Below are 22056 nucleotides of genomic sequence, written 5' to 3'. Positions count from 1 at the left end.
GGGACTAACATCATGAAAGTATTGGTTGTAGGAGCAAATGGACAAATTGGGCAGCATCTTGTTCATTTATTGAAAGATAGCAGCGCTCATACGGTACGTGCTCTCGTACGTAAAGAAGAGCAGGCAAACATCTTAGAAAAGTCAGGGATCGAAGCAGTTGTTGCAAGTCTAGAAGGAACGGTAGAAGAAATCGCAGAGGCAGCAAAGGGCTGTGATGCCATTGTCTTCACGGCGGGTTCAGGCGGAAGCACAGGGTCCGACAAAACGCTATTAGTTGATTTAGATGGAGCGGTTAAAACGATCGAGGCAGCCGAGCAGGCCGGTATTAAACGATTTGTAATGGTTAGTGCCCTTCAGGCCCATAACCGTACCAATTGGAATGAAAGCTTAAAACCTTACTATGTTGCCAAACATTATGCAGATCGTCTTTTAGAAACAAGCGGACTTACATATACCATCGTTCGACCGGGAGGCTTGTTAAATGAGCCTGGAACGGGCAAAGTGCGTATCGCAGAGGATTTAGAGCGTGGGTCGATCCCTCGTGCCGACGTTGCGCAAACAGTTCTTATGTCATTGGCTGCAGATCGTACATTTAATCGCTCGTTTGATTTAGTAGCCGGTGATACAATGATTGCGGAAGCACTGCAATCATTATAAAGTGAAAAAGAAGCGGAGCAATGGCACTAACGGGTTCCCTTCTAGGGGAGTTTTACCTAAAATAATAGTAAAAATCCCAGACCATTTCGCATAAGCGGAATGGTTTATTTTTATTGATTTAGAGCCATTTGTAAGTAGATAACTTGAAAAACCTCAGTATTTTTAGCATTTAAAAATTACTGCACAATGATTTATGTTTGTGATGATTATGGTGCGATTTTGTTGTCTAAAATGTATACTGTAAAAGTTGCTATTTTTTAGAACAAAAGGAGCACTTAAAATGCGATTTATGAAACCAAAGGATAAAAAACTAAAAAAGGTAGACTGGGAAGTACCAGAAAGATTGGTCGATTTGGTGAAGGCATATTCGGAGTATATAAATTACAGCGAAACTGAGGTAATTGAGTATTATCTTAGCTTCATTCAGGAAGATGAAAATTTCCGTTCTTGGGCATTACAGAAAAGGAATAATAAAAAACTCCTTAAGCTATTGGAAATGGAGGAAAAGGAGGAAGCGGTGGTTGAGTAGTAACTTAAAAAGGCTGGCAACCATTGAGGATGCCATTATTGAAGTGGAAATCCCAATTACCTCTGAAGAACTTAATAACAGGGTAAAAGATTATCCGCAATTGTCGGACAAGCAATTTGCTACTAAATATCGAAGAGGTAGATATAATTCGGTTGTGGCTAAGGCTCTGTTAACTTTTGTTTTGGGAGAAGAAGGAAATTTAGTTGGATTTGTCGAAATTGTTTTTAGAAGTTAAAAAATGTTATTTCTGGAGGTAGTATGGGTTACATCGAGGATTTACGGAATATTGTTGGTAATCAACCATTAATATTAGTTGGAGTAGCCGTAGCTGTAATTAATGAAACGGGCGAATTTTTATTACAAAAACGAAGAGATGGACTATGGGGAGTTCCGGGGGGGTTTATAGAATTAGGAGAGTCAACCGAGGAAGCAGGTAGAAGAGAAGTTTTAGAAGAGACGGGAATTGAGGTTGGCAAACTTGATTTAGTTGGTGTTTTTTTCTGGTAAACATCATTATGTTAAATTACCAAATGGCGATGAATTTTACCCAGTTACAATAGCTTATGTTTCAAAAGAAATTAAGGGTGGAAATCTAAAGGCAGACGGTAAAGAAACAATTGAAGCGAAGTTTTTCGAAGCAAACGAGTTACCAGAAGAACTGAACCCTTTTATTAAAAATCTTATTAAACAGTATTCACTTTCGTTTACAAGATAGAAAATTTAAAGCGTTAAAAAGAGCATCGAAATTGATGCTCTTTTTTGATGAAAATAAACTTTTTTTCTGTAATTTTCTGTGCCGAATTACTGGAGATTTAATATGCTTTTTTAATAAAACTCCCCCTGAAGAGAACCCGTTACAATGGCACCGCTTCTTTTTTGTTATAAAATAGGTTGTTGATGGAAAGGCTAGGGAAATCATTGTCCGTATGCAGGATTCCATTCATCCAAAGAGGAATGTATACAAAGAGGAAAGGAAGAAACTTTTTTTGAAAGGAACATACCAGATGCTGAAACGAATTTTAACTTTTTCGATCGTCGCAATGATCTTAACGATGGGTGCGTATCAATTGAATGCAACGTTTAACAATCAGTATGCGGTATGGAAGGAGAATTGGGGATTTTCCACCCCAAACCCATCCAAGTCACAGGTAATCTTTGAAAAAACGTCTAGCTTCCTCGGTCGTTCCCTAGCCTATGTCGTATTAGATTATAATCGCAAACAGTTTGAAACCATTCGCTATCAAGGTGTTTGGAAAACGATTGATGCGAATACGATGCAGTTGTTGCAAGAGAAAATTGAGGAATTTTCAAAGGATGCAAAAGAAAAAGGGCATGCGAAAAATAAAATTTTCCCGAAGCATCCCATTCAATATCAAGTAGGTGATTTGTACTTTTATAAATACAATCCAGAGCGCTCTAGCTACTTTTTAGCGATTTTGGATGTGCGAAACCACCGTTTGTATACGCTTGAAACACTATTGTGAGACGCGCAGCAAGATCTTTCCTGTGCTTTTTCTACTCTCAAGCCATTCGTGAGCAAGGGCCGCCTCGTCAAGAGAAAAGACGTTTCCAATGTTGATAGTCAGTGTACCTAAACGAAGAGCTTCAAATAGCTGAGCCGCAGGTTCTTGTAGAAGGTGAGGCTTTTTCTTTCTAGTCGTGCCTAAGCTAAAGCCAAGAACGGAGCGGCAGCTCGCATGCAGCTGCTTCGTCATGAATGATCCAGTCTCTCCGCTTGAATTCCCAAAATGCACAAGACGACCATAATCCTGCAAACATTCTAAGCTCTTTTCCGCTACGACCCCTGAGATGGAGTCAAAGACAACGTCTACTCCTTGTCCATTTGTAAGCGTATGTACGTGGTCCATAAAGGATTCTTCCTCGTAATTAATGGCATAATCAGCACCTGCTTCTAGAGCGATTGCCTTCTTATTTGAAGTTCCTACTGTACCTATAATAGTACCAGCACCAGCCGCTTTTAACAGCTGAATGAGCGTTGTTCCTACTCCTCCAGCGGCTGCGTGAACGAGAACAACTTCCCCTTGTTGAACGCGGGCAATCTTATGAACGAGCATATACGATAACATACCGACGACCGGACAGGCGGCCGCTTGTTCCAAATCAATGCCTTCCGGTAGTGGAAATGTAAGATTTTGATTAGCCACAGCGTATTCAGCATAGCTGCCACTGCTCGGAAATGCGACAACGCGCTCTCCAACCGTTACATTCGCTACGTTTCTTCCGACTTCCACAACCGTTCCAACCCCATCGAGACCGGGAATAAAGGGAAGATTTGCATTTCCTTTTTTCCCGTACCGAGCTTTTACGTCCGCGAAATTTACGCTTGTCATTTCTACTTTCATAAGTACTTCGTCATCGCCGCAAGTAGGAAGTGCTGTTTCGACGTATTTTAATACTTCTGGTCCACCTAGCTCCTGTACCATCATTGCTTTCACTTCGTTCTCCTCCTTACTATTATCTTCCAATTAATATCATAGTACAAAAGGAGCGGATGACATAGATTGTCTTCCTTATGATTAGTCATAAGAAATTTGGATTAAAGGATTTTGTTAAAGAGAAATGGTCCATTTCTTCACAAATACAGCGTTGCCACTCATTTCAACTTCTTGGTGAGGACTAATCGAAATATGAACACGTCCGTCTCGATTCATTTCTGACCCTTGTTCGATCACGAGCTGAACGGCATCTTCTGTTTGTTGAATATATCGCTGATAATACGCACCCATCACGCCTGATGCGGTCCCTGTTACAGGGTCTTCAGTCGTGCCAGAAAAGGGAGAAGAAAAGTGTCTCGCATGCATATGCGCATCTCCATTCACTGTTTCCAAACAAAAAGGATGAAGAGATGCGTTTGGCATTTCTTTTAATATAGAAGGAAAGCGGTCATTGTATGGCTTCATTTGTGAAAAGGATGCTAGCGTTTTAATGGGAACTAATAGTGTCCAAATGCCTGTGCTTCCGTACATAATAGGAAGAGTGAGGTCAAGATCATCTTCCGTTAGGTTCATCGCTAATGCTAAGGCACCTCGATCACCGTGAAAATGGCGAAATTGCGGTGTTGCTTGTTGAAGCGTTATGTACAGCCGATTATCGACTTCAGTCACACGAACGGGGAGAATTCCAGCTTTCGTCTCGATCGTGTATGCTTCTTTCGCAGGAAGAAGACCATGTGTGCGAAGAGCAAAAATGGTGGCAACCGTCGCATGGCCACACAAATCCATTTCGTGTCCAGGGGTAAAATAGCGGATGCGAACGTCAGCGACAGCAGAAGGGACAGGGAACGACGTTTCGTTGAATCCCACTTGTCGCGCAATACGCTGCATATCTTCATCTGTTAATGACTCTCCGCCGAAAACAACGCCAGCAGGGTTTCCTTTATGGGGAACGTCACTAAATGCCTCATAGTGATAAACGGTTATTTCTTTCATACAAACACCTCCACGTAGTTTGTTAACTATACCATACATTTTTAATTTCTGATTATATAGAAACAATAATATTGTTATGTAAACTATATATGTAGAAAGAAAAAGGCGATCCTTTTTGAGGGGATCGCCTTTTGTCTTAGTGCGCAGGTTTTTCTTCTGCTTTTTCATGCTCAGCGTGTTCTTCAGGTGATTCATCATCGTTATCAATCATTGCTTTTGGTAACCCACTATACTTCGCCCAGAAGAAAATAGCGAGGGAAACAATGGCAATAATGATTAAATCAACTGGTGTATCGATGAGACCTTTACCTCCACCGAATGAACCGATGTACGAAATGATCAGCATTACGATGTAGTACCCAACAAGCCACCAAGAAGATTTAAGCTGTTGCGGTAATTTTACTTTGTCTGTTGGAACGTATTTCGCAAAGATTAAGTAAACAACAAACATGATCAGCTGAGATCCAAGTAACCAAGAAATTGTTTTCCATCCAGACCAATATACGATAAATGAAGCAAAAATAAATGAAATAGGGGCAATGATGTTCATGCCTTTTAATTTAAATGGCTTCTCTAATCCTTTGGCATTAACAGAGAATGTTGCTGCCGAAACAGGAGCAATCGCATAAGAAAGAATTAATGCTACAGAACATACGTTAACTAGTGCATTCCAAGAAGGGAATGGCAGTGTCCAGAAAATAGATAAACCAAGTGACAACCACAGTGACGAACGTGGAATACCTGTTGCTTTATCAACTTTAGAAAACGTTTTGAATAACGTGCCGTTTCGAGACCATGCATACACAAGACGAGCTGTTGTATTCATGAAGATATTTCCGTTACCACCTGGTGATAAGATCGCATCAAACACAACAAGTGACGCAACCCAGCCTAATCCTAAAACAACCGCGATGTCTTTAAACGGAAGAGAGAACTTGTCTTGAATAGATGTCCATCCACCGCTTGAAATCATATCTGTCGGAATCGCGCCGATAAATAAGACTTGAAGAGCTGTGTAAATAACGGCTGCAAGAATAATACAAAGCACTAGTGCGATTGGAATGTTTCGCTGTGGATTTTTAACCTCACTCGCGACCGAAACGATCGGGTGTAGACCTAAATATGCGAACATGACTCCGCCTGTTGAAATTGCACCTTGTATTCCATCAAATCCAAATGGTGCAAATCCTTGCACTGTAAAGTTTCCTGATTTGAAGTGGAAAGCTAGTACAACAATGATTGTTACTGGAACAACGTATTTAAAAATCGAGATAATGATATTAGATTTTGCGAATGCTTTTACACTCCAGTAGTTCAGTAAGAAAAAGGCTACTAATAAAACAAATTGTAGAAGCCATCCTAGAATGGTAGGCGAGTCTGAGTTAGCCTTTGTCAGGACACCGCCTGCCCAGTAGTCTACGTACTGACGTACAGCCGTTACCTCGATTGAGATTAAGCTTGTGTAAGCCACGATCGTAATAAAAGAAATCATATAGCCGACTAGCGGTCCGTGTGAATAAACGGGATAGCGGATAATTCCACCTGTTCGTGGTAGTGCCGCCCCAAGCTCAGCGTATACGAGACCGATTAGTAGGATAATGACCCCACCAATGATCCATGAGAAGCTCCCTGCTGGACCTGCCTGTGACGCTACGTTACTGACAGCGAACAGCCATGCAGATCCAAAGATTGCCCCAAGACCTATAAGGGTAAGATCTAATAATGATATCGTCTTTTTAAATTTTCCACCCATAAATGTATTGTTCCTCCTTCAAGTTAAAACCAATACCCAACGTTTTTTTCGCTTTCCCTCCTGTCTCTAACTTTTTTTCTTGCTGTATATTTACGCAAGACTATACAAAATTATTGTCAGGTTGAAAGTATTGCACATACGTTAAAATCATCATAAAAATTTGATAATGCATATGTAGTAATATGTGCAAATCTCCTTTTACTATACCTTCTGTCTATATACCTTAAACATGATTTTCACAGGTTTCAAGCGAGTATGCGCTTACAAATTAAATTCGTAAAATTCTTCATTTTGAATAAAAAACTTATATTTACATTAAAAGTAAATAAATCCCAAAAATGAAGCTCCTTGTTCCTTCCTTTTTAGGAAGTGTCTAACCCTTGATAGAAAAGGGTAGGTATGCATATAAACATGCAATAAAAATGATAAAGGAGGAGCGGAAATGGCATTCGATTACTCGTTAAATTTTGATGAAATAAATTTCCGGAAAAATCCCGAAAAATATCGGGTTGGAAGAGGTGAACAAGGAGTTTTACTCGTAGAACCTTACAAAAAAGAGATTTTACCCTACTGGAAATTCAAGACGCCAAAAGAAGCACAAGAATCCTCTGAGAAAATTTATGAGCTATTTTTAGCGTACAAAAAAGCGGATGATTTTGTTGGAATGGACATGGCCAGAAAATTTCTGCAGATGGGGTACACGCGTGCAAGGAGATATACCAACTATAAAGGAGGAAGAAAATACGACGAAAGTGGCAACCAAAAGGAACGTCAGCATGATGAAGAAAAAGCAAAATCAGCGGCTATTTTCGAAGAGAAATGGAAAGTAGTACGTGAGGATGAAGACTATTTGATGAAAAAGAAAGAGCACCAGAAAAAATATGGTTAACAGCGTTACGTCTGTCCCTTTCCGTACATAAATTCGGTATGATAGAAGGGGAAGAGGAGGAGAGTCGAAATGGAAACAGAATTTGTCCGCATTTTTGATGAGAATGAGCGTCCGATTGGTGTAAAAACAAGAGCTGAGGTACATGAAAAAGGGTATTGGCACGAGGCTTTTCACTGCTGGTTCGTCGAAATAATGAACGAGCAGATATACATACATTTTCAGCTCCGTAGCGCACAGAAAAAAGATTATCCGAACCTTTTTGATATTACCGCTGCCGGTCATTTGCTAGCGGACGAAACAGTTGCGGATGGTGTGCGAGAGGTGAAAGAAGAAATTGGAATCGAGGTTACACTAGAGGAACTAATATCTCTCGGTACGTTAAAATATTGCGTAACGAGAGGAGCGTTAATTGATAAGGAGCTTGCCCATACATTTTTGGGTGTGAATAAATGTAGCATCGATCAATACGTACTTCAACGGGAAGAGGTAGCAGGAATGGCAAGAGTTCGATTAGAGGACGCAGAAGGATTATGGAGCGGAACGTACACCTCTATTCATATTGCGGGCTACGTAGAAGACAGTTCCGGTTTTCGACGCAGTTTAGCAAAGCAGGTTGGAACAGAAGCGTTTGTTCCTCATGATTCAGCTTTTTATCAGGAGATTTTTATAAAAATCAGAGAGCATTTACATTCCTTTATCGGTCAAAAGTTGTAGGAAAAGTCAGTCTTTTGGGAGAAGAAGGAAATGGGAGGGAATTGTATAGTAGAAGAAGAGATAACAAGGAAGGAATGGAGAATATGAATCATTACATTTGTGAAACGTGCGGTGTGCAATATGAAAAACAGTCACAAAAACCAAAGAGCTGTCCAATATGTTTAGAGGAAAGACAATACGTTCGTCCAAGTGGTCAGACGTGGACAACATTAGAAAAAATGCAGCAACAATCGTTTCACAATGAATGGATTCAAGAGGAAGAGTTTCTACATAGTATTAAAACGGTTCCGGAATTTGCGATTGGGCAAACGGCTTACCTTATTCAGCACCAGGGCTACAACGTGTTATGGGATTGTATTACGTACCTGGATGAAAAAACAATGGAAGAAATAAAGGAACGAGGAGGACTTGATGCGATTGCACTCTCACATCCTCATTATTATTCAACACAGGTAGAATGGGCGGAAGCGTTCAATGTGCCGATCTACATTCATGAAGACGATAAGGAATGGGTCATGCGACCAAGTGATCATATTATCTACTGGTCAGGGGAGAAGCTTACGTTGACAGAAGGCCTGACTCTGCATCGTCTAGGTGGCCATTTTAAAGGGGCAGCCGTTCTTCATTGGGAGCGGGGAGATCAGGGACGTGGAGTACTTTTGACTGGTGACGTCATTCAAGTTGTAGCAGACCGCAAATGGGTAAGCTTTATGTACAGCTATCCGAACCTAATTCCGCTTCCTCCTGAGAAAGTAGAAGAGATACAAGGAAAAGTACGACCTCTTCGTTTTAACCGGTTGTATAATGCCTTTCATCGTATTGTGGAAGAGGAAGCAAATCAGGCTGTTCAACGGTCTGCTGAGCGTTATATTCAAGCTGTACGAGGCGTGTTGTTTCAAACATAAATCTTGTTTAAATAGGTCAAAATCATCAACTGATCATTGTGAAAGATATGGTATAATAAGTTTGAATTTTCGGTCAGTTGAAGGGGAGAATGAAATGACACAGTACAGGCTGAGAATAGAAGGGCAAAAAGTAGCGCTTCGAGACCTAACGGAGCGTGATGTTCGCAAGATGTACTATTGGAATTACGAAGCAGATGATCAAGAACATCATAAATGGAACGGGCCGTATTATAAGTTGAAAAACAAAACTCCTGATGAGTTTTTAGAAGGATTTCGCATGCGTTTGCAAGAAAGTGAGACGGATCAAGCCCGTTCAATTATGGTCATTGAAGCTGATCAGCAATTGATTGGGATCGTCAGTCGTTATTGGGAAGATCAAGTGACGAACTGGGTGGAAAGTGGCATCGTTATTTTTGATTCTTCTTACTGGTCTGGTGGATATGGAACAGAGGCTTTTCAGCTTTGGACCGATTATCTTTTTGAGCATATGAATATTGTCCGTTTAGGAATTTCCACTTGGTCAGGGAACGTGAGGATGATGAATCTTGCGAGGAAAATTGGCATGGTGGAAGAAGGCCGGATTCGAAAAGCACGCATCGTTGAAGGTGAATACTATGATTCCATTAAAATGGGGATGCTTCGTGAGGAATGGGAGCGCCTGCGCACGTATGAAATGACTAATTAGCGAGCTGCTTGTCCGATCAAGCGGCTTTTTTTTTGTGAAAGAGTGCATTTGATTTGTAAATAAAATGAAATGAAATACGGCTATCTTTTCCTAAATAAACATCGTATGATATAGGGGACTATTTAATAAGGATGGAGAACAAATGGATTTCATGAAAATGAAAGTGTATGTTGAACTACTGGTTGTGGCAGTTGCGATCACTAGCTTGGTTTATGTTGTCCCTGTCTCTGCCTATTTAGGTACTCTCAAACCTGCATCAGCTGTCATCGATGCCTTTATCTGGGCACTTATTTGGCGCTTTAACAGTTCCTTTCATGAGTTAGTCGGTAAATGGCAGGATCGCGTTCAGCGAAAAAGAAGAAAATGACGAGCAAAAAAGGCTTCTAATTGATTTCCAGTTCGTGAAATCAATTAGAAGCCTTTTTTCATTTGGCGATTCGTTGACAAGTAGAGCGCAAGACTAGCTTAATCCACTTGAAAACCAAAGGTGAACTGGAACACCGATAGCAGAGTTTCATATTGACGGGTATTCCAAAAAGAGCTACGATAAATACAACAGTAAAATATTTGTATTATTCTAAAAATATTCCAACATATACAGAGGGAAGGTTTAGTATGCGAATTTCTCATCCAGCGCTAGATTACTTCATTACTACGAATCAAGACTGGCTCGATCAATTGTTCATATGCGATTATTTACATAATACGTCCTACTGGGCAAAGGGGCGTCCTTACGACGTCATTCAAAAGTCTATACATAATTCGCTAAGTTTTGGTTTATTTAAGGGAAGTCCATCGAATGAAAAGCAAATAGGCTTTGCTCGTCTTGTAACAGATCAGGCGACGTTCGCTTATTTAGCTGATGTATTTGTAGTAGAAGGAGAAAGAGGACGAGGATTAGGTAAATGGATGGTCGAGGTGGTTTTATCACATCCTGCGGTAAGTGACATTAAACGTGTAATGCTAGCAACAAATGATGCACATGATCTGTACGCGCAGTTTGGGTTTACATCGCTACAAACACCTGAAAAGATGATGGAGTTAAAGCGACAGCGTCCATAATGAGAAAAAGATAGAGACGGGAGGAATAACATTGGGTTTATTTATGAAGCTTCACGATCAGACAGCGATCGTAACAGGTGCAAGCAGTGGTATAGGCGAAGCGATTGCCCATGAATTAGCACGTGAGGGTGCGAATATTGTGTTAGCAGCTAGACGGAGCGACCGATTAGAAGCTCTAGCTTCTCAGTTAGAAAAAAAGCACGGAGCAAAAACGCTTGTTGTGCCAACAGATGTTACGAAGCGAGAAGAGATGGAAAGACTCGTGCAAGCAGCAAAAGACGAATTTGGCACGATCGATATACTCGTTAATAATGCAGGTGTGATGCTGCTCTCTTTTTTAAAAAACGATCACATCGATGAGTGGGAACGAATGGTCGATGTGAATATTAAAGGCGTTTTATATGGAATTCACGCCGTCCTTCCGTCGATGATCGAACAAAAGCATGGACATATTGTCAACGTTTCTTCTGTTGCGGGTCATGAGATCTTTCCGTCTAGCACCATTTATAGTGCAACAAAATACGCGGTGCGCGCCATTTCACAAGGAATGGAAAAGGAGCTTTCCGCATCTGGGCTACGTGTGACGAACGTGTCGCCAGGAGCGGTTTCCACAGAGCTTACTCATCACATTACAGACCCAGAAGTGAAGGAGATGTTTGCAAGTCGCCGCATGAATCCCCTCCAACCAACGGATATCGCAAGTGCAGTTGTGTACGCGGTCACACAGCCTGAGAGTGTAAACATTAATGAAGTCATTGTGCGTCCGACAAATAAAGTGATGTAAAAGCTGGACCCATTTATGATGAATAGGTGGGCAAAAAGAGCGGGTTGATGAGCGTATGCATGTTTCTTTTTGAAGAAAATATGTGATAATGAGTAAGATTGAAAGATAAAGGAGTACATGTATATGACATCAACATCTTTTCAGTTTCGGAAGCTTTGGAGGCTCACGAAACCGCCTAAAGGAAAGCTAGGTGTTTCACTTGTGCTATCATTGCTCAACACAGGTGTTTCCCTTGCTATTCCTATTTTTATTAAGCAGCTGATGGATTCCTTTCAAAACGGATTTTCCCCATCCATGATTGGACTCATTGTCGGTTTGTTTTTCGTTCAAATTGCTTCAAGCGCTGTGTCTCTCTTTTTACTAGCACAAATTGGACAAGCGGTTGTTGAACGTCTGCGAACGAAGCTTTGGAATAAATTTATTCATTTACCGATCTCATTTTATGACCAAAATCGATCTGGGGAAATGGTCAGTCGCATTACAAATGATACGACGATTGTCATGAATCTATTGTCAACAGAGATGATCGAGTTTATTACGAATAGCTTATCAGTCATAGTAGCAATCATCATTTTAATTACGATTGATGTACCGATGACCTTAATTTTACTTGCTGCCATTCCAGTGACGTTTCTTGTCATTATGCCGATGGCAAGGAAGATGTATAAAATTTCGAAAGAACAGCAGGATCACATGTCAAAGCTTACGGCCTTTTTAGCACAAATGCTTGGCGAAATCCGCTTGATCAAAGCTTATACAACGGAAAAATCAGAGTTTGATAAGGGAAAAGAATCGTTTCACTCGCTCTATCAATTTGGGATTCGCCGCGCGAAAATTGAAGCGCTCATTTCTCCGATCATGAGTGCTGTGATGACAGGAGTGCTCATTGCAATTGTCGGCTTTGGAGCGTACCGCGTTAGCGCTGCGTACATATCAGCCGGAGAGCTCGTCGCCTTTGTTCTTTATTTATTTCAAATCATGATACCGATTAGTTCTCTTACACGCTTTGTGACGAGCTTTCAGCAAACAAAGGGGGCATCCGAGAGGATTTTTCAAATTTTAGATGAAACAGAAGAACCGTATGAGGACGGAATCGCTGTAAAAGAGTCGGGTGTGCTTACGTTTAATCAAGTCGCGTTTGGCTACGGCAAAGACCTTATTTTAAAGAACGTCTCCTTCTCCGCTCAGCCGGGTACGATGACAGCTTTTGTAGGTCCGAGCGGTGTAGGGAAATCAACGATTTTCTCTTTGATGGAACGCTTTTATGAGCCTTCATCTGGTGACATCCGTCTTAACGGTCAGCGGAGTGACGCCTATCAGTTGAAAGATTGGCGTGCGTTATTTAGCTACGTGCAGCAGGACTCGCCTATTTTAGTCGGAACGATTCGAGAAAACATGATGTACGGCTTGCAGCGTGAAGTGACGGATCAGGAAATCATGGAAGCTTCTACTCAAGCGAACGCCCACGAATTTATTAGCGGATTTCCACAAGGATATGACACGCTCGTTGGGGAACGCGGCATCAACTTATCGGGTGGTCAAAGGCAGCGGATTGCGATTGCGCGCGCTATTCTTCGTAACCCCGAGTTTCTTCTATTAGATGAAGCCACGGCAAGCTTAGATTCGGAATCTGAAAAGCTCGTACAGCAAGCGCTAGAATCTATGATGAAGGAGAAAACGTCGTTTGTCATTGCGCATAGGCTTTCTACCGTTGTAAACGCCGATCAAATCATTGTCATGCAAAATGGAACGATTACAGGTGTCGGTACTCATGAGGAATTAATGAACACGCATGATTTTTACCGAGGACTTGTCAGACAGCAGTTTCAAGCAGGGGAAGAAAGTTGAAACCAATGTGATGATGACTCGTATAAAAAGAAGAAGGGGGAGGTAAGATGGATTTAGAAAAACGCCCTGAAACAAGTATTGTCCCAAAAGAGGAAGTAGACGAGTTAAAAAAGCAGGTGGAAGTGCTACAAGAAGCCGTGGAGCATTTACATATGGAGTTGCAGGAAGCGAAGCTTGATCAGTCAAAGCCGATCATCACAAGCGACATGGTGGGACAAATTGGTGGGCTTATTTTAGGGGCATTAGCCATTATCGGGATTTTTTGGTTGTAGTATTTAATAGGAGAAACGAACAAGCCCATCTTTAGAGATGGGCTTGTTCATATTGAGTTCATATTTGTTGTGTAAGATAATAGAAACAAGATTAGAAGAGAAAAGGTGAAAGCATGATACGCATATTAGTAGCAGATGATGATGCCCATATTCGAGAACTTATTTCGATTTACATAAAAAAAGAAGGCTATCAGGTCACTGAGGCAGCAAACGGAGAAGAAGCATGGGAGAAGATGGAGGAATATCGAATTGACCTCGCAATCGTTGATATTATGATGCCGTTAAAAGACGGATGGAGCTTAACGAAGGAAATCAAAGAGTTTTTTGATATTCCCGTTCTTATGATCACTGCACGTGGTGAATCAAATGACAAATTAAAAGGGTTTGATGCGGGCACCGATGATTATATCGTAAAACCGTTCGATCCGCTTGAGATGATGGCTCGTGTGAAGGCACTATTACGCCGGTATCGTATTGAAGCAAACAAGCTCATTCATATCGGACAAACCAAGCTAGATCGTCAAAAGCTTGAGGTGAGCATGTCAGATCTAACCTTTGACCTTCCTTTAAAGGAGTTCGAGCTTCTGTTTTCATTAGCAAGTACACCAGGTAAAATTTTTACGCGTGATCAGCTTATTGAGAAAATTTGGGGATTTGACTATGGCGGAGATGAACGGACGGTCGATGTACACATTAAGCGAATACGCGAAAGGCTAGGCGGACACCAAACAGGCTTTGAAATTAAAACCATTCGAGGATTAGGCTACAAGCTTGAGGTGTGTGGATGACAAAGTCCATTTACTTGAAAATAGTAATTGCGTTCATTGGAACCATTGTGTTTAGTTTGATCGTGTCCTTTATTTTATCTACTTCCTTTCGTGACAAGGAAATTGATCAGCGCTTGCAAAAAGACATGTGGCAAGTAGGGAAAGAGTTCGTTCATTTATACGGAAAAGAGGATGCAAATGAGCTGGCGTCCTTCCTGCATCATACATCTTTTTTTCAGTATTCTTTTGTGATCTACGATGAGAATATGCGTGCCGAGCGCCTTGGGAACTCAAAGCATCCGTTCCGAATTACGGAGGGGGACGTTCGCAAGCTTCTGAAAACCTCAGACGATTATTTAGTCTCTAAGCCAAAGGACGGACCTCCTATGGGAATGGTGATGGGAATTCCATTTACAGAAGATGGACAAAAATACGTGTTATTTTTACAGCCTGATCCGATTAAGCCAAACAAAGCGATTCAAAACGTTCAGCTCGTGCAGCTACTTTCGATCTTGGTCGTAGGCATTTTATCGTTTGCGTTGTTATCTAGACAGCTCGTAAAGCCGATTCGTAAGCTGACGAAAGCGATGAAGGAAATCGGAAAAGGAAATTATAATATTCGCGTCGAGCATGAATCAGCCGATGAAATTGGACAATTGACGGAGCACTTTAATCATATGTCAAAAGAATTAAATAAAATTGAAACGATGCGCCGAGAATTTGTGGCGAGCGTATCTCATGAAATTCAGTCACCCCTCACATCGATTCGAGGCTTTGCGAATGCGCTAAAAGAAGAACACATTCCACAAGAAGACCGCCTTCGCTATTTAAGCATCATTGAAAAGGAAAGCAGTCGCCTCGCACAGCTCGGAGGGAATTTATTAAAGCTTGCGTCCCTTGACTCCGAGCATCATCCGGTTACGCTGTCGACATATTCGCTTGACGAGCAGCTGCGAACGGTAATTTTAGCGTTAGAGCCACAGTGGAGCCCAAAAGATTTAGAATTGGATTTGAATATGAACGCCGTTCGAATTACGGCAGACCGTGATCTGCTTGAGCAAGTATGGATGAATTTACTTACAAACAGCATGACCTATACATCAGAAGGTGGGAAAATTGGGGTTGCACTGAACGAAGAGAACGGATTCGCTCATTGTATCATTTCAGATAGCGGAATCGGTATTTCCAAAGAAGATCAGCGCTATATTTTTGAAAGCTTTTATAAGGCAGACAAATCTCGCGGTGGCAAAGGAAACGGATTGGGACTAGCGATTACAAAGAAAGTCGTTTCGATTCATAATGGTTCCATCGGGTTAGAAAGCGAGATTGGAAAAGGATCTATTTTTACGGTTACGTTACCATTGAATGGTGGTGGAAAAAGTCGAATGTAAAATCATTCGGCTTTTTTACTTTTATATGCTTATTTGAACAATTACTCATATAAGGATGTTATAATTAAACGAAATAGTGAAAATATTAGGTGATCGCGTACAATCCAAACGTTCCTTTTCACATATACTATGGAAAGCATTTATGAATAATTGCACATATATTCATTTGCAGTACCATGTTCAGTAGTGAGCTGGTATTGTGCGAGCAGCTTTTTCAGTTAAATCATTTAGATCCACTTAGGAAATTCTATAGATGAAAGATGAAATGGGAGGCATCGGTGGTGGAGAAACAAAAAACAAAACAAGAATTTATATTAGAAGGGCTCAATTGTGCGCACTGTGCATCGAAAATTGAACACTCTATTCAACAAATAAATGATGTTGAAAACTGCATCGTCAATTTCGCAACAAAAACGCTGTCTTTTGATAGCCCTGTAACGTCAATAAGTGAAACATCGAAGGAAGCAGAACGGATTGTTCAAAAAATCGAACCTCACGTTCAAGTAAAACCGAAGGAAACGCACACGATTACTTTAACGTTAGAAGGTCTCCATTGTGCAAACTGTGCGAATAAAATCGAACATGAAACCGCAGGATTAGAAGGCGTTCGTGAAGCACGATTGAATTTCTCCACGAAAAAGTTAACCATTACAGGCGCTGATTTTGCTCAGCGTGAAGACGTGATCTCGCGTGTGAAGCAAATTGTGAAGCGCTTAGAGCCAGATGTACAGGTGGTGGATGCCGAGGAAGAATCTTCTGCTTCACCAACGAAAAAGACGTTCACCCCGCTACTTGCGAGGTTAGGTATTGGTGGGGTGATGACCGCAGTAGCGGCCATTTTCGCTCTTCCATTTGAGCTTGAGCTTTCTCTTTTTATTTGTGCGTACCTTCTAGTAGGAGGAGATGTAGTTTTACGGGCGATTCGTAACATATGGCGAGGTCAGGTGTTCGATGAGCATTTTTTAATGGTTATCGCCACCATTGGTGCATTTGCGATCGGGCAATACCCTGAAGCCGTTTCCGTCATGCTGTTCTATCAAGTAGGGGAGCTCTTTCAAAGCCTAGCCGTGAACCGCTCCCGGGCATCCATTAGCGCGTTAATGGATATAAAGCCTGAATATGCGCACGTAAAACGAAACGGAGAAACGAAAAAAGTGTCACCTGAACTCGTGAAGCAAGGGGATTACATTGTTGTCAAACCAGGAGAGAAAATTCCGCTTGACGGTCATGTAGTAGAGGGACAGTCTACGCTTGATACGTCCGCGCTCACAGGTGAGTCACTGCCTCGAAATGTGGAAGTAGGAAATGACGTAGTAAGTGGAAGCATTAATTTAAACGGGTTGCTTACCATTGAAGTAACGAAGCCTTACAAGGAGTCAACGGTTGCGAAAATTTTAGAGCTTGTGGAGCATGCAAGCAATCGCAAAGCGCCAACAGAAAATTTCATTACGAAGTTTGCTCGTTATTACACACCTGCAATTGTTGTAGGGGCTGCTGCACTCGCTGTTCTTCCACCGCTTTTTGTAACGGGTGCGACCTTTTCAGAATGGCTATACCGCGCACTTGTCTTTCTAGTCATTTCATGTCCGTGTGCACTCGTAATCTCCATCCCGCTTAGCTTTTTCGGGGGAATTGGTGGAGCTTCAAAGCGTGGTATTTTAGTAAAAGGAAGCAACTTTTTAGAAGCCCTTCAGCAAGTGAAGTATGTGGTTTTTGATAAAACTGGCACCTTAACAAAAGGTACATTTACAGTGACAGACGTTCATGCACAAAATGTATCAAAAGATGAACTTGTTGCCTATGCAGCACATGCCGAAGCGTTCTCAACGCATCCTATTGCGGGGTCTATTCGATCCTTTTACAAGGAAAAGATAGACGAAAAGAAAATTACCAACTATCAGGAAACAGCTGGGTACGGAACAGAAGCTATGATTTACGGCCGAAGCGTTCTTGCGGGTAATGAAAAGTGGATGAAGCAACACGAAATCGCATGTCCACCGGTGGAGTCTCTTGGAACGCTTGTGTATATAGCGGTAGACGGGGAATATGCGGGTCACCTCGTCATTTCAGATGAAATAAAACCAGATGCTAAAGAAGCTATTGCAGCATTAAAACGTTTAGGTGTGAAGCAGACCGTTATGCTAACGGGTGATGCAAAAAGGGTAGCCAAACAAGTAGGGCAGGATTTGCAAGTTGATCAAATCTATGCAGAGCTTCTGCCACATCAAAAGGTGGAACAATTTGAGAAAATAGACGAGTCAAAAACAAAGCGCGAAAAAGTGATTTTTGTCGGAGATGGTATTAATGATACACCCGTTCTTGCGCGAGCTGATGTTGGCATTGCAATGGGTGGACTCGGCTCTGATGCAGCGATCGAAGCAGCTGATGTGGTCATTATGACGGATGAACCGTCAAAAATTGCTGAAGCGATTCATATTGCGAAGAAAACGAAGTCGATCGTGTGGCAAAACATCGTGTTTGCATTAGGTGTAAAGGGCATCTTTCTTCTTCTCGGTGCTTTTGGTATTGCGACAATGTGGGAAGCAGTGTTCTCAGATGTTGGTGTGACGCTGCTCGCCGTACTCAATGCAATGAGAGTGCTAAAAAGCGAATAAGGAAAAAGAAAAAAGGAACTTCTCTCCTATGAGCAAGTTCCTTTTTTCTATGCAGTATTACGAACGTACCTCAAAATGCGCGTTAAACCAAAAATCCTCTTCTAATGTTGAGAAGGCGGAGAGAAGATGAGGATGATTTTCTTCATCAAACGCGATCCACTGGCCGTTCGCATCTTGAGAAATCGCGTACGTATTCCCTTTTTTAAATAAGACGACTGGGGGATATACTTCGACGTAGTCATTTAGTTTTTTTAGAACATCTTCTTTGCAATAAATTAACTCCATACCTGTCACCTCAATTTTCATGTTTTACTATTATCCCACCAGTCATTGTCTTGGTCAATAAAAGAAGCTGTCCTTGCATTTTATGAGGTATTGTGTGAAACTTAATTGTGTGCGATTAAAATTGGTAGGTGCTTAAAATGAATGATCAAACGTTAAAATTAGAAAATCAGCTATGCTTTGCCGTGTATGCCTGTTCAAAAGAAATTACAAGCATGTATCGACCACTGCTGACCAAACTAGATCTTACGTTTCCACAATACTTAGTCATGCTAGTTCTATGGGAACACAAAGAAATGAGTGTAAAAGAGCTAGGAGCTCAATTATTTTTAGATTCCGGTACGCTTACGCCAATGTTAAAGCGTATGGAAACCGGTGGATTAGTGACCCGTCTTCGCTCCGAAATGGATGAGCGCATTGTGATGATTAGATTAACGGAAAAAGGGTATTCTTTAAAAGAAGAGGCGGCTTGTATACCAGAAGAGGTAGCGCCGCGATTTGGTATTTCAACCGAAGAGTACATCAAGCTGTTAAAACAGCTACATCACATTACGCAAACATTACAAAAAGGAGATTGATGAATCATGAAACCAATGTACACAGCAAAAGCAACAACAGTAGGCGGACGTGACGGACACGTTAAATCAAGCGACGGCGTGTTAGATTTAAACGTAGCGACACCGAAGGAAATGGGCGGAAAAGGCGGCGACGCAACAAACCCTGAACAGTTATTTGCAGCTGGATATTCTGCGTGCTTTGACAGCGCTCTGAACCTTGTGATCAATAAAAAACGAATCAAAGAAGTTGAGGGAACAGAAGTAACAGCAGAAGTAAGCATTGGAAAAGATGAATCAGATAACGGATTTAAAATTGCAGTGGAGCTTATTGTAAAGGTAAAAGGTGTACCAAAAGATCAAGCTCAAGAGCTTGTAGAAGCGGCACACCAAGTATGCCCATACTCTAAGGCAACTCGCGGTAATGTTCAAGTCAATTTAACAGTAGCAGAATAATGGCAAAAAAAGCTTTCCTACTAAGGAAAGCTTTTTTTGCAATGAGAACGTTTATGATATTTTTATCCATTTAATGGTATTTGTGAGTGTGATATAATGAGACGTCTTCACATACGTTAAATGAGAGGGGGGAAATGATGCACGTACAGCCCTACATCTATTCATTTGTCATTATTGCATTCATTTTATACCGTCGGATTAAAAGAAGCATTGGTTTTCAGCTGTTTAAAGTGAGGCGGCTCTTTATTCGTGCGATCCTTTTTTCTATCATCGCCGTCTTGTTGTTAATAAACAGCGCTGTTCATCCTATTTCTTATTTGTACGATGCGATCGGAATTGTTGGCGGAATCATCCTTCTTAGCTATGCTCAAAAGCACAGTCAGCTCGAAATGCGTGAAAGCCTTCTTTATTATCGCACTCATATTTGGATTGAATCAATCGTGTTATTTTTATTTTTAAGTCGCTTTCTTTATCGTTTCATCCAAATCATGAAAATTGATCCTGAAACGCAGGCGAGCTACGGAAAGCATTTTGCGAGTGACCCGCTTACGATGATCGTTTTCTTCATGCTAGCGACGTATTATATTGGTTATAATCTTTATATTTATGGAAAAGGGAAAAAATATTTGGAGACGAAGCCCATTTCATGAGAGTCCTAGCAAAAGAGCCTTGCATTCTATCGTTAGAATGCAAGGCTCTTTTTAAGCGTGTTTTGCAGGAAACGTCACAACAACGGTTGTCCCGCTGCCGACTTCACTTTCATATTGAATTGTTCCCCCGTGCGAATGAATAATCCGGTGCGTAATGGTAAGTCCCAGCCCCGTTCCTTTTTCTTTGGAAGAATAAAATGGTTCGCCGAGATGCTTGATCCGATCTTTTTCAATTCCTATTCCGTTGTCTTGCACGATAATTTGAATGCTTCCTTCCTGTTTCATAATTCGAATATCTACTTTTGTAGCGGAAGCTTCCACTGCATTTTTGATTAAGTTAATAAAAATCTGTTTCAACTGATCCGTTTCGCCTAATATTAGGGAAGGACCTTCACCGCTATAGCTTACATCAATGGATGCTCCGTAATAATGAGCCTGCGAATCCATCAAATTTTTAACGCCAATTAATAAATCGAAGATATTACAGCGAGAAAGAGGGGTTTCTTGAGGTTTGGCTAACATAAGAAGCTCACTGACAATCCGATTAATCCGATTTAACTCATCGAGCATAATGCTATAGTAATGTTGGTGCTTTTCATCTTCTTGTTCTAATAACTGAACAAATCCTTTTAAAGAAGTAAGCGGGTTTCGTACTTCGTGTGCCACACTTGCTGCAAGCTCACCTACAACAGATAGCTTTTCACTTTTTCGCAGACGTTCCTGTGTTTCGCGGATACCGGTGACATCTTTTCCATAGCAAATAACGCCTTTGATTTCGTCATCCACAATCATTGGAACGGAGGTGCAATGAAGTAACACCGACTGTCCGCCTTGATTGAGAAACTGTACATCTCCATTTCGCGTTCCTTTTCGACTTGTGACGATTTTGCGAATAATCTTTTGCACTTCAGAAGCCGTTACTTTCTTTAGAAGACGACAAACAGGGTGCCCCATAAGTTCTTCATATGTATAACCGAGTGCGTTTAAAAATTGGGTATTAACGTCTTGTATGCGACCAGTGAGATCCATCATAAAAACGGGTTCAGGATTGTAATCGAATAGTGATTTGTATTTTTGTTCGCTTTCATTTAAGCGATTTTCCATTTCAACGCGCTGTGTAATATCACGCCCAATAATGACTAGACCCTTACGTGATCCGTCATGCATAAAGAGAGGGACTTTAATCGTATCAAACGTTTTGTACGTGCCGTCTGGTAGTGGGATCTTTTCTTCAAATCGTGTTACCTTTCCGTTCTTCCATACCTGCTCATCACTGCCTGTACAGGCTTGAAGCGCTTCTGAAAAGTTGGGAGAGTATGTCGCAAGCTGTTGATCTGTTTTCCCTTTATATGGAATGTCTTGGAGGTGAAAAAGCTCTAAACCAAAATCATTTGCTTCAATCCACCGACCTTCTCCGTCTTTAAAATTAACGAAATCGACCATGGAGTTGATCAGGGTAGATAATCGTTCTTCTTCTTCTTGAAGTTTTGAAAATTTCTCTTTCCGATGCAAATAGAGGTATAAAAACAAAGCAGAGGCGCCAACAAATACATATCCTTTGACGCTTTGAAGAAGTTGGAGAGTGTCTTGATCAACTGAAGCGCTGACAAGGTCATCTGTCACATACAGCCAAGTAACTCCAACCAGTACATAGAGTAGCGTAATTTTTAATTTTCCCATAAACTAGTCCTTTCGTTCGTTCAATCAATCCTATTTTAAGTTGTATAGTAGAAAAAAACAAAGGGAAAAATGACCACTTTCATGATTAATCATCTTATTTTGTGCATCAATCGA

The 22056-nt window shown here is 41.2% G+C and carries 24 protein-coding genes and 1 pseudogene; 20 read left to right on the top strand and 5 right to left on the bottom strand.

Translation table 11 applies throughout. From position 1 onward, the window contains the following. The first annotated feature begins 12 nt into the window (after positions 1-12). The 5 genes and pseudogenes from IE339_RS11790 to IE339_RS11770 all read left to right on the top strand — a co-directional run bounded on the left by IE339_RS11790 (position 13) and on the right by IE339_RS11770 (position 2670). Positions 13-657, top strand: coding sequence for an SDR family oxidoreductase (locus IE339_RS11790; protein WP_242167687.1), 645 nt, complete (start codon positions 13-15; stop codon positions 655-657). A 280-nt stretch (positions 658-937) separates the two neighbouring features. Next, complete coding sequence (locus tag IE339_RS11785) at positions 938-1186, top strand: hypothetical protein (RefSeq protein WP_242167685.1); 249 nt, start codon at positions 938-940, stop codon at positions 1184-1186. Continuing rightward, on the top strand, positions 1179-1421 hold the full coding sequence (locus tag IE339_RS11780) for a hypothetical protein (RefSeq protein ID WP_242167683.1): 243 nt from the start codon (positions 1179-1181) through the stop codon (positions 1419-1421). The genes IE339_RS11785 and IE339_RS11780 overlap by 8 nt, the downstream gene beginning before the upstream one ends. 23 nt (positions 1422-1444) lie before the next feature. Continuing rightward, positions 1445-1901: pseudogene (locus tag IE339_RS11775) on the top strand (NUDIX hydrolase). Positions 1902-2172: 271 nt separating this feature from the next. Beyond that, positions 2173-2670, top strand: coding sequence for a hypothetical protein (locus IE339_RS11770; RefSeq protein ID WP_053400555.1), 498 nt, complete (start codon positions 2173-2175; stop codon positions 2668-2670). Here the strand turns inward: IE339_RS11770 and IE339_RS11765 are convergent. From IE339_RS11765 to IE339_RS11755, 3 genes are all read right to left on the bottom strand, one after another. Next, positions 2662-3642: a quinone oxidoreductase family protein gene (locus tag IE339_RS11765; protein WP_242167681.1), complete on the bottom strand. Its 981-nt coding sequence runs from the start codon at positions 3640-3642 to the stop codon at positions 2662-2664. The two genes, IE339_RS11770 and IE339_RS11765, sit on opposite strands and share 9 nt — an antisense overlap. A gap of 114 nt (positions 3643-3756) precedes the next feature. After that, entirely contained in the window at positions 3757-4635 is an 879-nt protein-coding gene (locus IE339_RS11760; protein ID WP_242167679.1) for a PhzF family phenazine biosynthesis protein, read from the bottom strand. A gap of 136 nt (positions 4636-4771) precedes the next feature. Further along, a complete protein-coding gene (locus tag IE339_RS11755; protein WP_242167677.1) occupies positions 4772-6388 on the bottom strand; it encodes an APC family permease in 1617 nt (538 codons plus the stop codon). A 442-nt stretch (positions 6389-6830) separates the two neighbouring features. On the opposite strand from IE339_RS11755, the gene IE339_RS11750 reads away from it, so the two are divergent. From IE339_RS11750 to IE339_RS11695, 12 genes are all read left to right on the top strand, one after another. Then, positions 6831-7277 carry a DUF4385 domain-containing protein gene (locus IE339_RS11750; RefSeq protein ID WP_242167675.1) on the top strand — a complete coding sequence of 149 codons (447 nt, stop codon included), beginning with the start codon at positions 6831-6833 and terminating at the stop codon, positions 7275-7277. Between the two features lie 69 nt (positions 7278-7346). After that, a complete protein-coding gene (locus IE339_RS11745) occupies positions 7347-7991 on the top strand; it encodes an NUDIX hydrolase (RefSeq protein ID WP_242167673.1) in 645 nt (214 codons plus the stop codon). A gap of 83 nt (positions 7992-8074) precedes the next feature. Next, positions 8075-8896 (top strand): MBL fold metallo-hydrolase, encoded by an 822-nt coding sequence (locus tag IE339_RS11740; RefSeq protein ID WP_242167671.1) that lies wholly within the window; start codon positions 8075-8077, stop codon positions 8894-8896. 94 nt (positions 8897-8990) lie between these two features. Next, on the top strand, positions 8991-9581 hold the full coding sequence (locus tag IE339_RS11735; protein WP_242167668.1) for a GNAT family N-acetyltransferase: 591 nt from the start codon (positions 8991-8993) through the stop codon (positions 9579-9581). A 157-nt stretch (positions 9582-9738) separates the two neighbouring features. Next, positions 9739-9948, top strand: coding sequence for a hypothetical protein (locus tag IE339_RS11730; protein ID WP_242167666.1), 210 nt, complete (start codon positions 9739-9741; stop codon positions 9946-9948). Between the two features lie 248 nt (positions 9949-10196). Then, a complete protein-coding gene (locus tag IE339_RS11725; protein WP_242167664.1) occupies positions 10197-10643 on the top strand; it encodes a GNAT family N-acetyltransferase in 447 nt (148 codons plus the stop codon). 43 nt (positions 10644-10686) lie between these two features. Next, on the top strand, positions 10687-11427 hold the full coding sequence (locus IE339_RS11720; protein WP_242176173.1) for an SDR family oxidoreductase: 741 nt from the start codon (positions 10687-10689) through the stop codon (positions 11425-11427). A gap of 123 nt (positions 11428-11550) precedes the next feature. Beyond that, positions 11551-13275 carry an ABC transporter ATP-binding protein gene (locus tag IE339_RS11715; RefSeq protein WP_242167662.1) on the top strand — a complete coding sequence of 575 codons (1725 nt, stop codon included), beginning with the start codon at positions 11551-11553 and terminating at the stop codon, positions 13273-13275. Positions 13276-13322: 47 nt separating this feature from the next. Beyond that, on the top strand, positions 13323-13547 hold the full coding sequence (locus IE339_RS11710) for a hypothetical protein (RefSeq protein ID WP_242167660.1): 225 nt from the start codon (positions 13323-13325) through the stop codon (positions 13545-13547). Between the two features lie 113 nt (positions 13548-13660). Continuing rightward, positions 13661-14335, top strand: a complete 675-nt coding sequence (locus tag IE339_RS11705) for a response regulator transcription factor (RefSeq protein ID WP_242167658.1) — start codon at positions 13661-13663, stop codon at positions 14333-14335. Further along, positions 14332-15705: a sensor histidine kinase gene (locus tag IE339_RS11700; protein ID WP_242167656.1), complete on the top strand. Its 1374-nt coding sequence runs from the start codon at positions 14332-14334 to the stop codon at positions 15703-15705. Before IE339_RS11705 ends, IE339_RS11700 begins: the two co-directional genes overlap by 4 nt. 281 nt (positions 15706-15986) lie before the next feature. Continuing rightward, a complete protein-coding gene (locus IE339_RS11695) occupies positions 15987-18320 on the top strand; it encodes a heavy metal translocating P-type ATPase (protein ID WP_242167654.1) in 2334 nt (777 codons plus the stop codon). A gap of 57 nt (positions 18321-18377) precedes the next feature. Here the strand turns inward: IE339_RS11695 and IE339_RS11690 are convergent, their stop codons facing one another. Next, on the bottom strand, positions 18378-18605 hold the full coding sequence (locus IE339_RS11690) for a hypothetical protein (protein WP_242167652.1): 228 nt from the start codon (positions 18603-18605) through the stop codon (positions 18378-18380). A gap of 137 nt (positions 18606-18742) precedes the next feature. Between IE339_RS11690 and IE339_RS11685 the strand changes: the two genes are divergently transcribed. The 3 genes from IE339_RS11685 (at position 18743) to IE339_RS11675 (ending at position 20262) form a co-directional block, all read left to right on the top strand. Further along, complete coding sequence (locus IE339_RS11685) at positions 18743-19180, top strand: MarR family winged helix-turn-helix transcriptional regulator (RefSeq protein WP_242167650.1); 438 nt, start codon at positions 18743-18745, stop codon at positions 19178-19180. Positions 19181-19186: 6 nt separating this feature from the next. Next, entirely contained in the window at positions 19187-19612 is a 426-nt protein-coding gene (locus IE339_RS11680; protein ID WP_242167648.1) for an organic hydroperoxide resistance protein, read from the top strand. Between the two features lie 134 nt (positions 19613-19746). Next, entirely contained in the window at positions 19747-20262 is a 516-nt protein-coding gene (locus IE339_RS11675) for a CcdC protein domain-containing protein (protein WP_242167646.1), read from the top strand. A gap of 51 nt (positions 20263-20313) precedes the next feature. On the opposite strand, the gene IE339_RS11670 is transcribed toward IE339_RS11675, so the two are convergent. Beyond that, the gene (locus IE339_RS11670; protein ID WP_242167645.1) at positions 20314-21942 is read right to left on the bottom strand and encodes a PAS domain-containing sensor histidine kinase; all 1629 of its coding nucleotides are present in this window, start codon (positions 21940-21942) and stop codon (positions 20314-20316) included. Between the last annotated feature and the right edge of the window lie 114 nt (positions 21943-22056).

Source organism: Priestia koreensis (genome assembly GCF_022646885.1).
In the GTDB taxonomy this organism is placed as follows: domain Bacteria; phylum Bacillota; class Bacilli; order Bacillales; family Bacillaceae_H; genus Bacillus_AG; species Bacillus_AG koreensis_A.
Note: the sequence above shows the minus strand (reverse complement) of the source record. Positions and strands in the feature narration are given on the sequence as shown.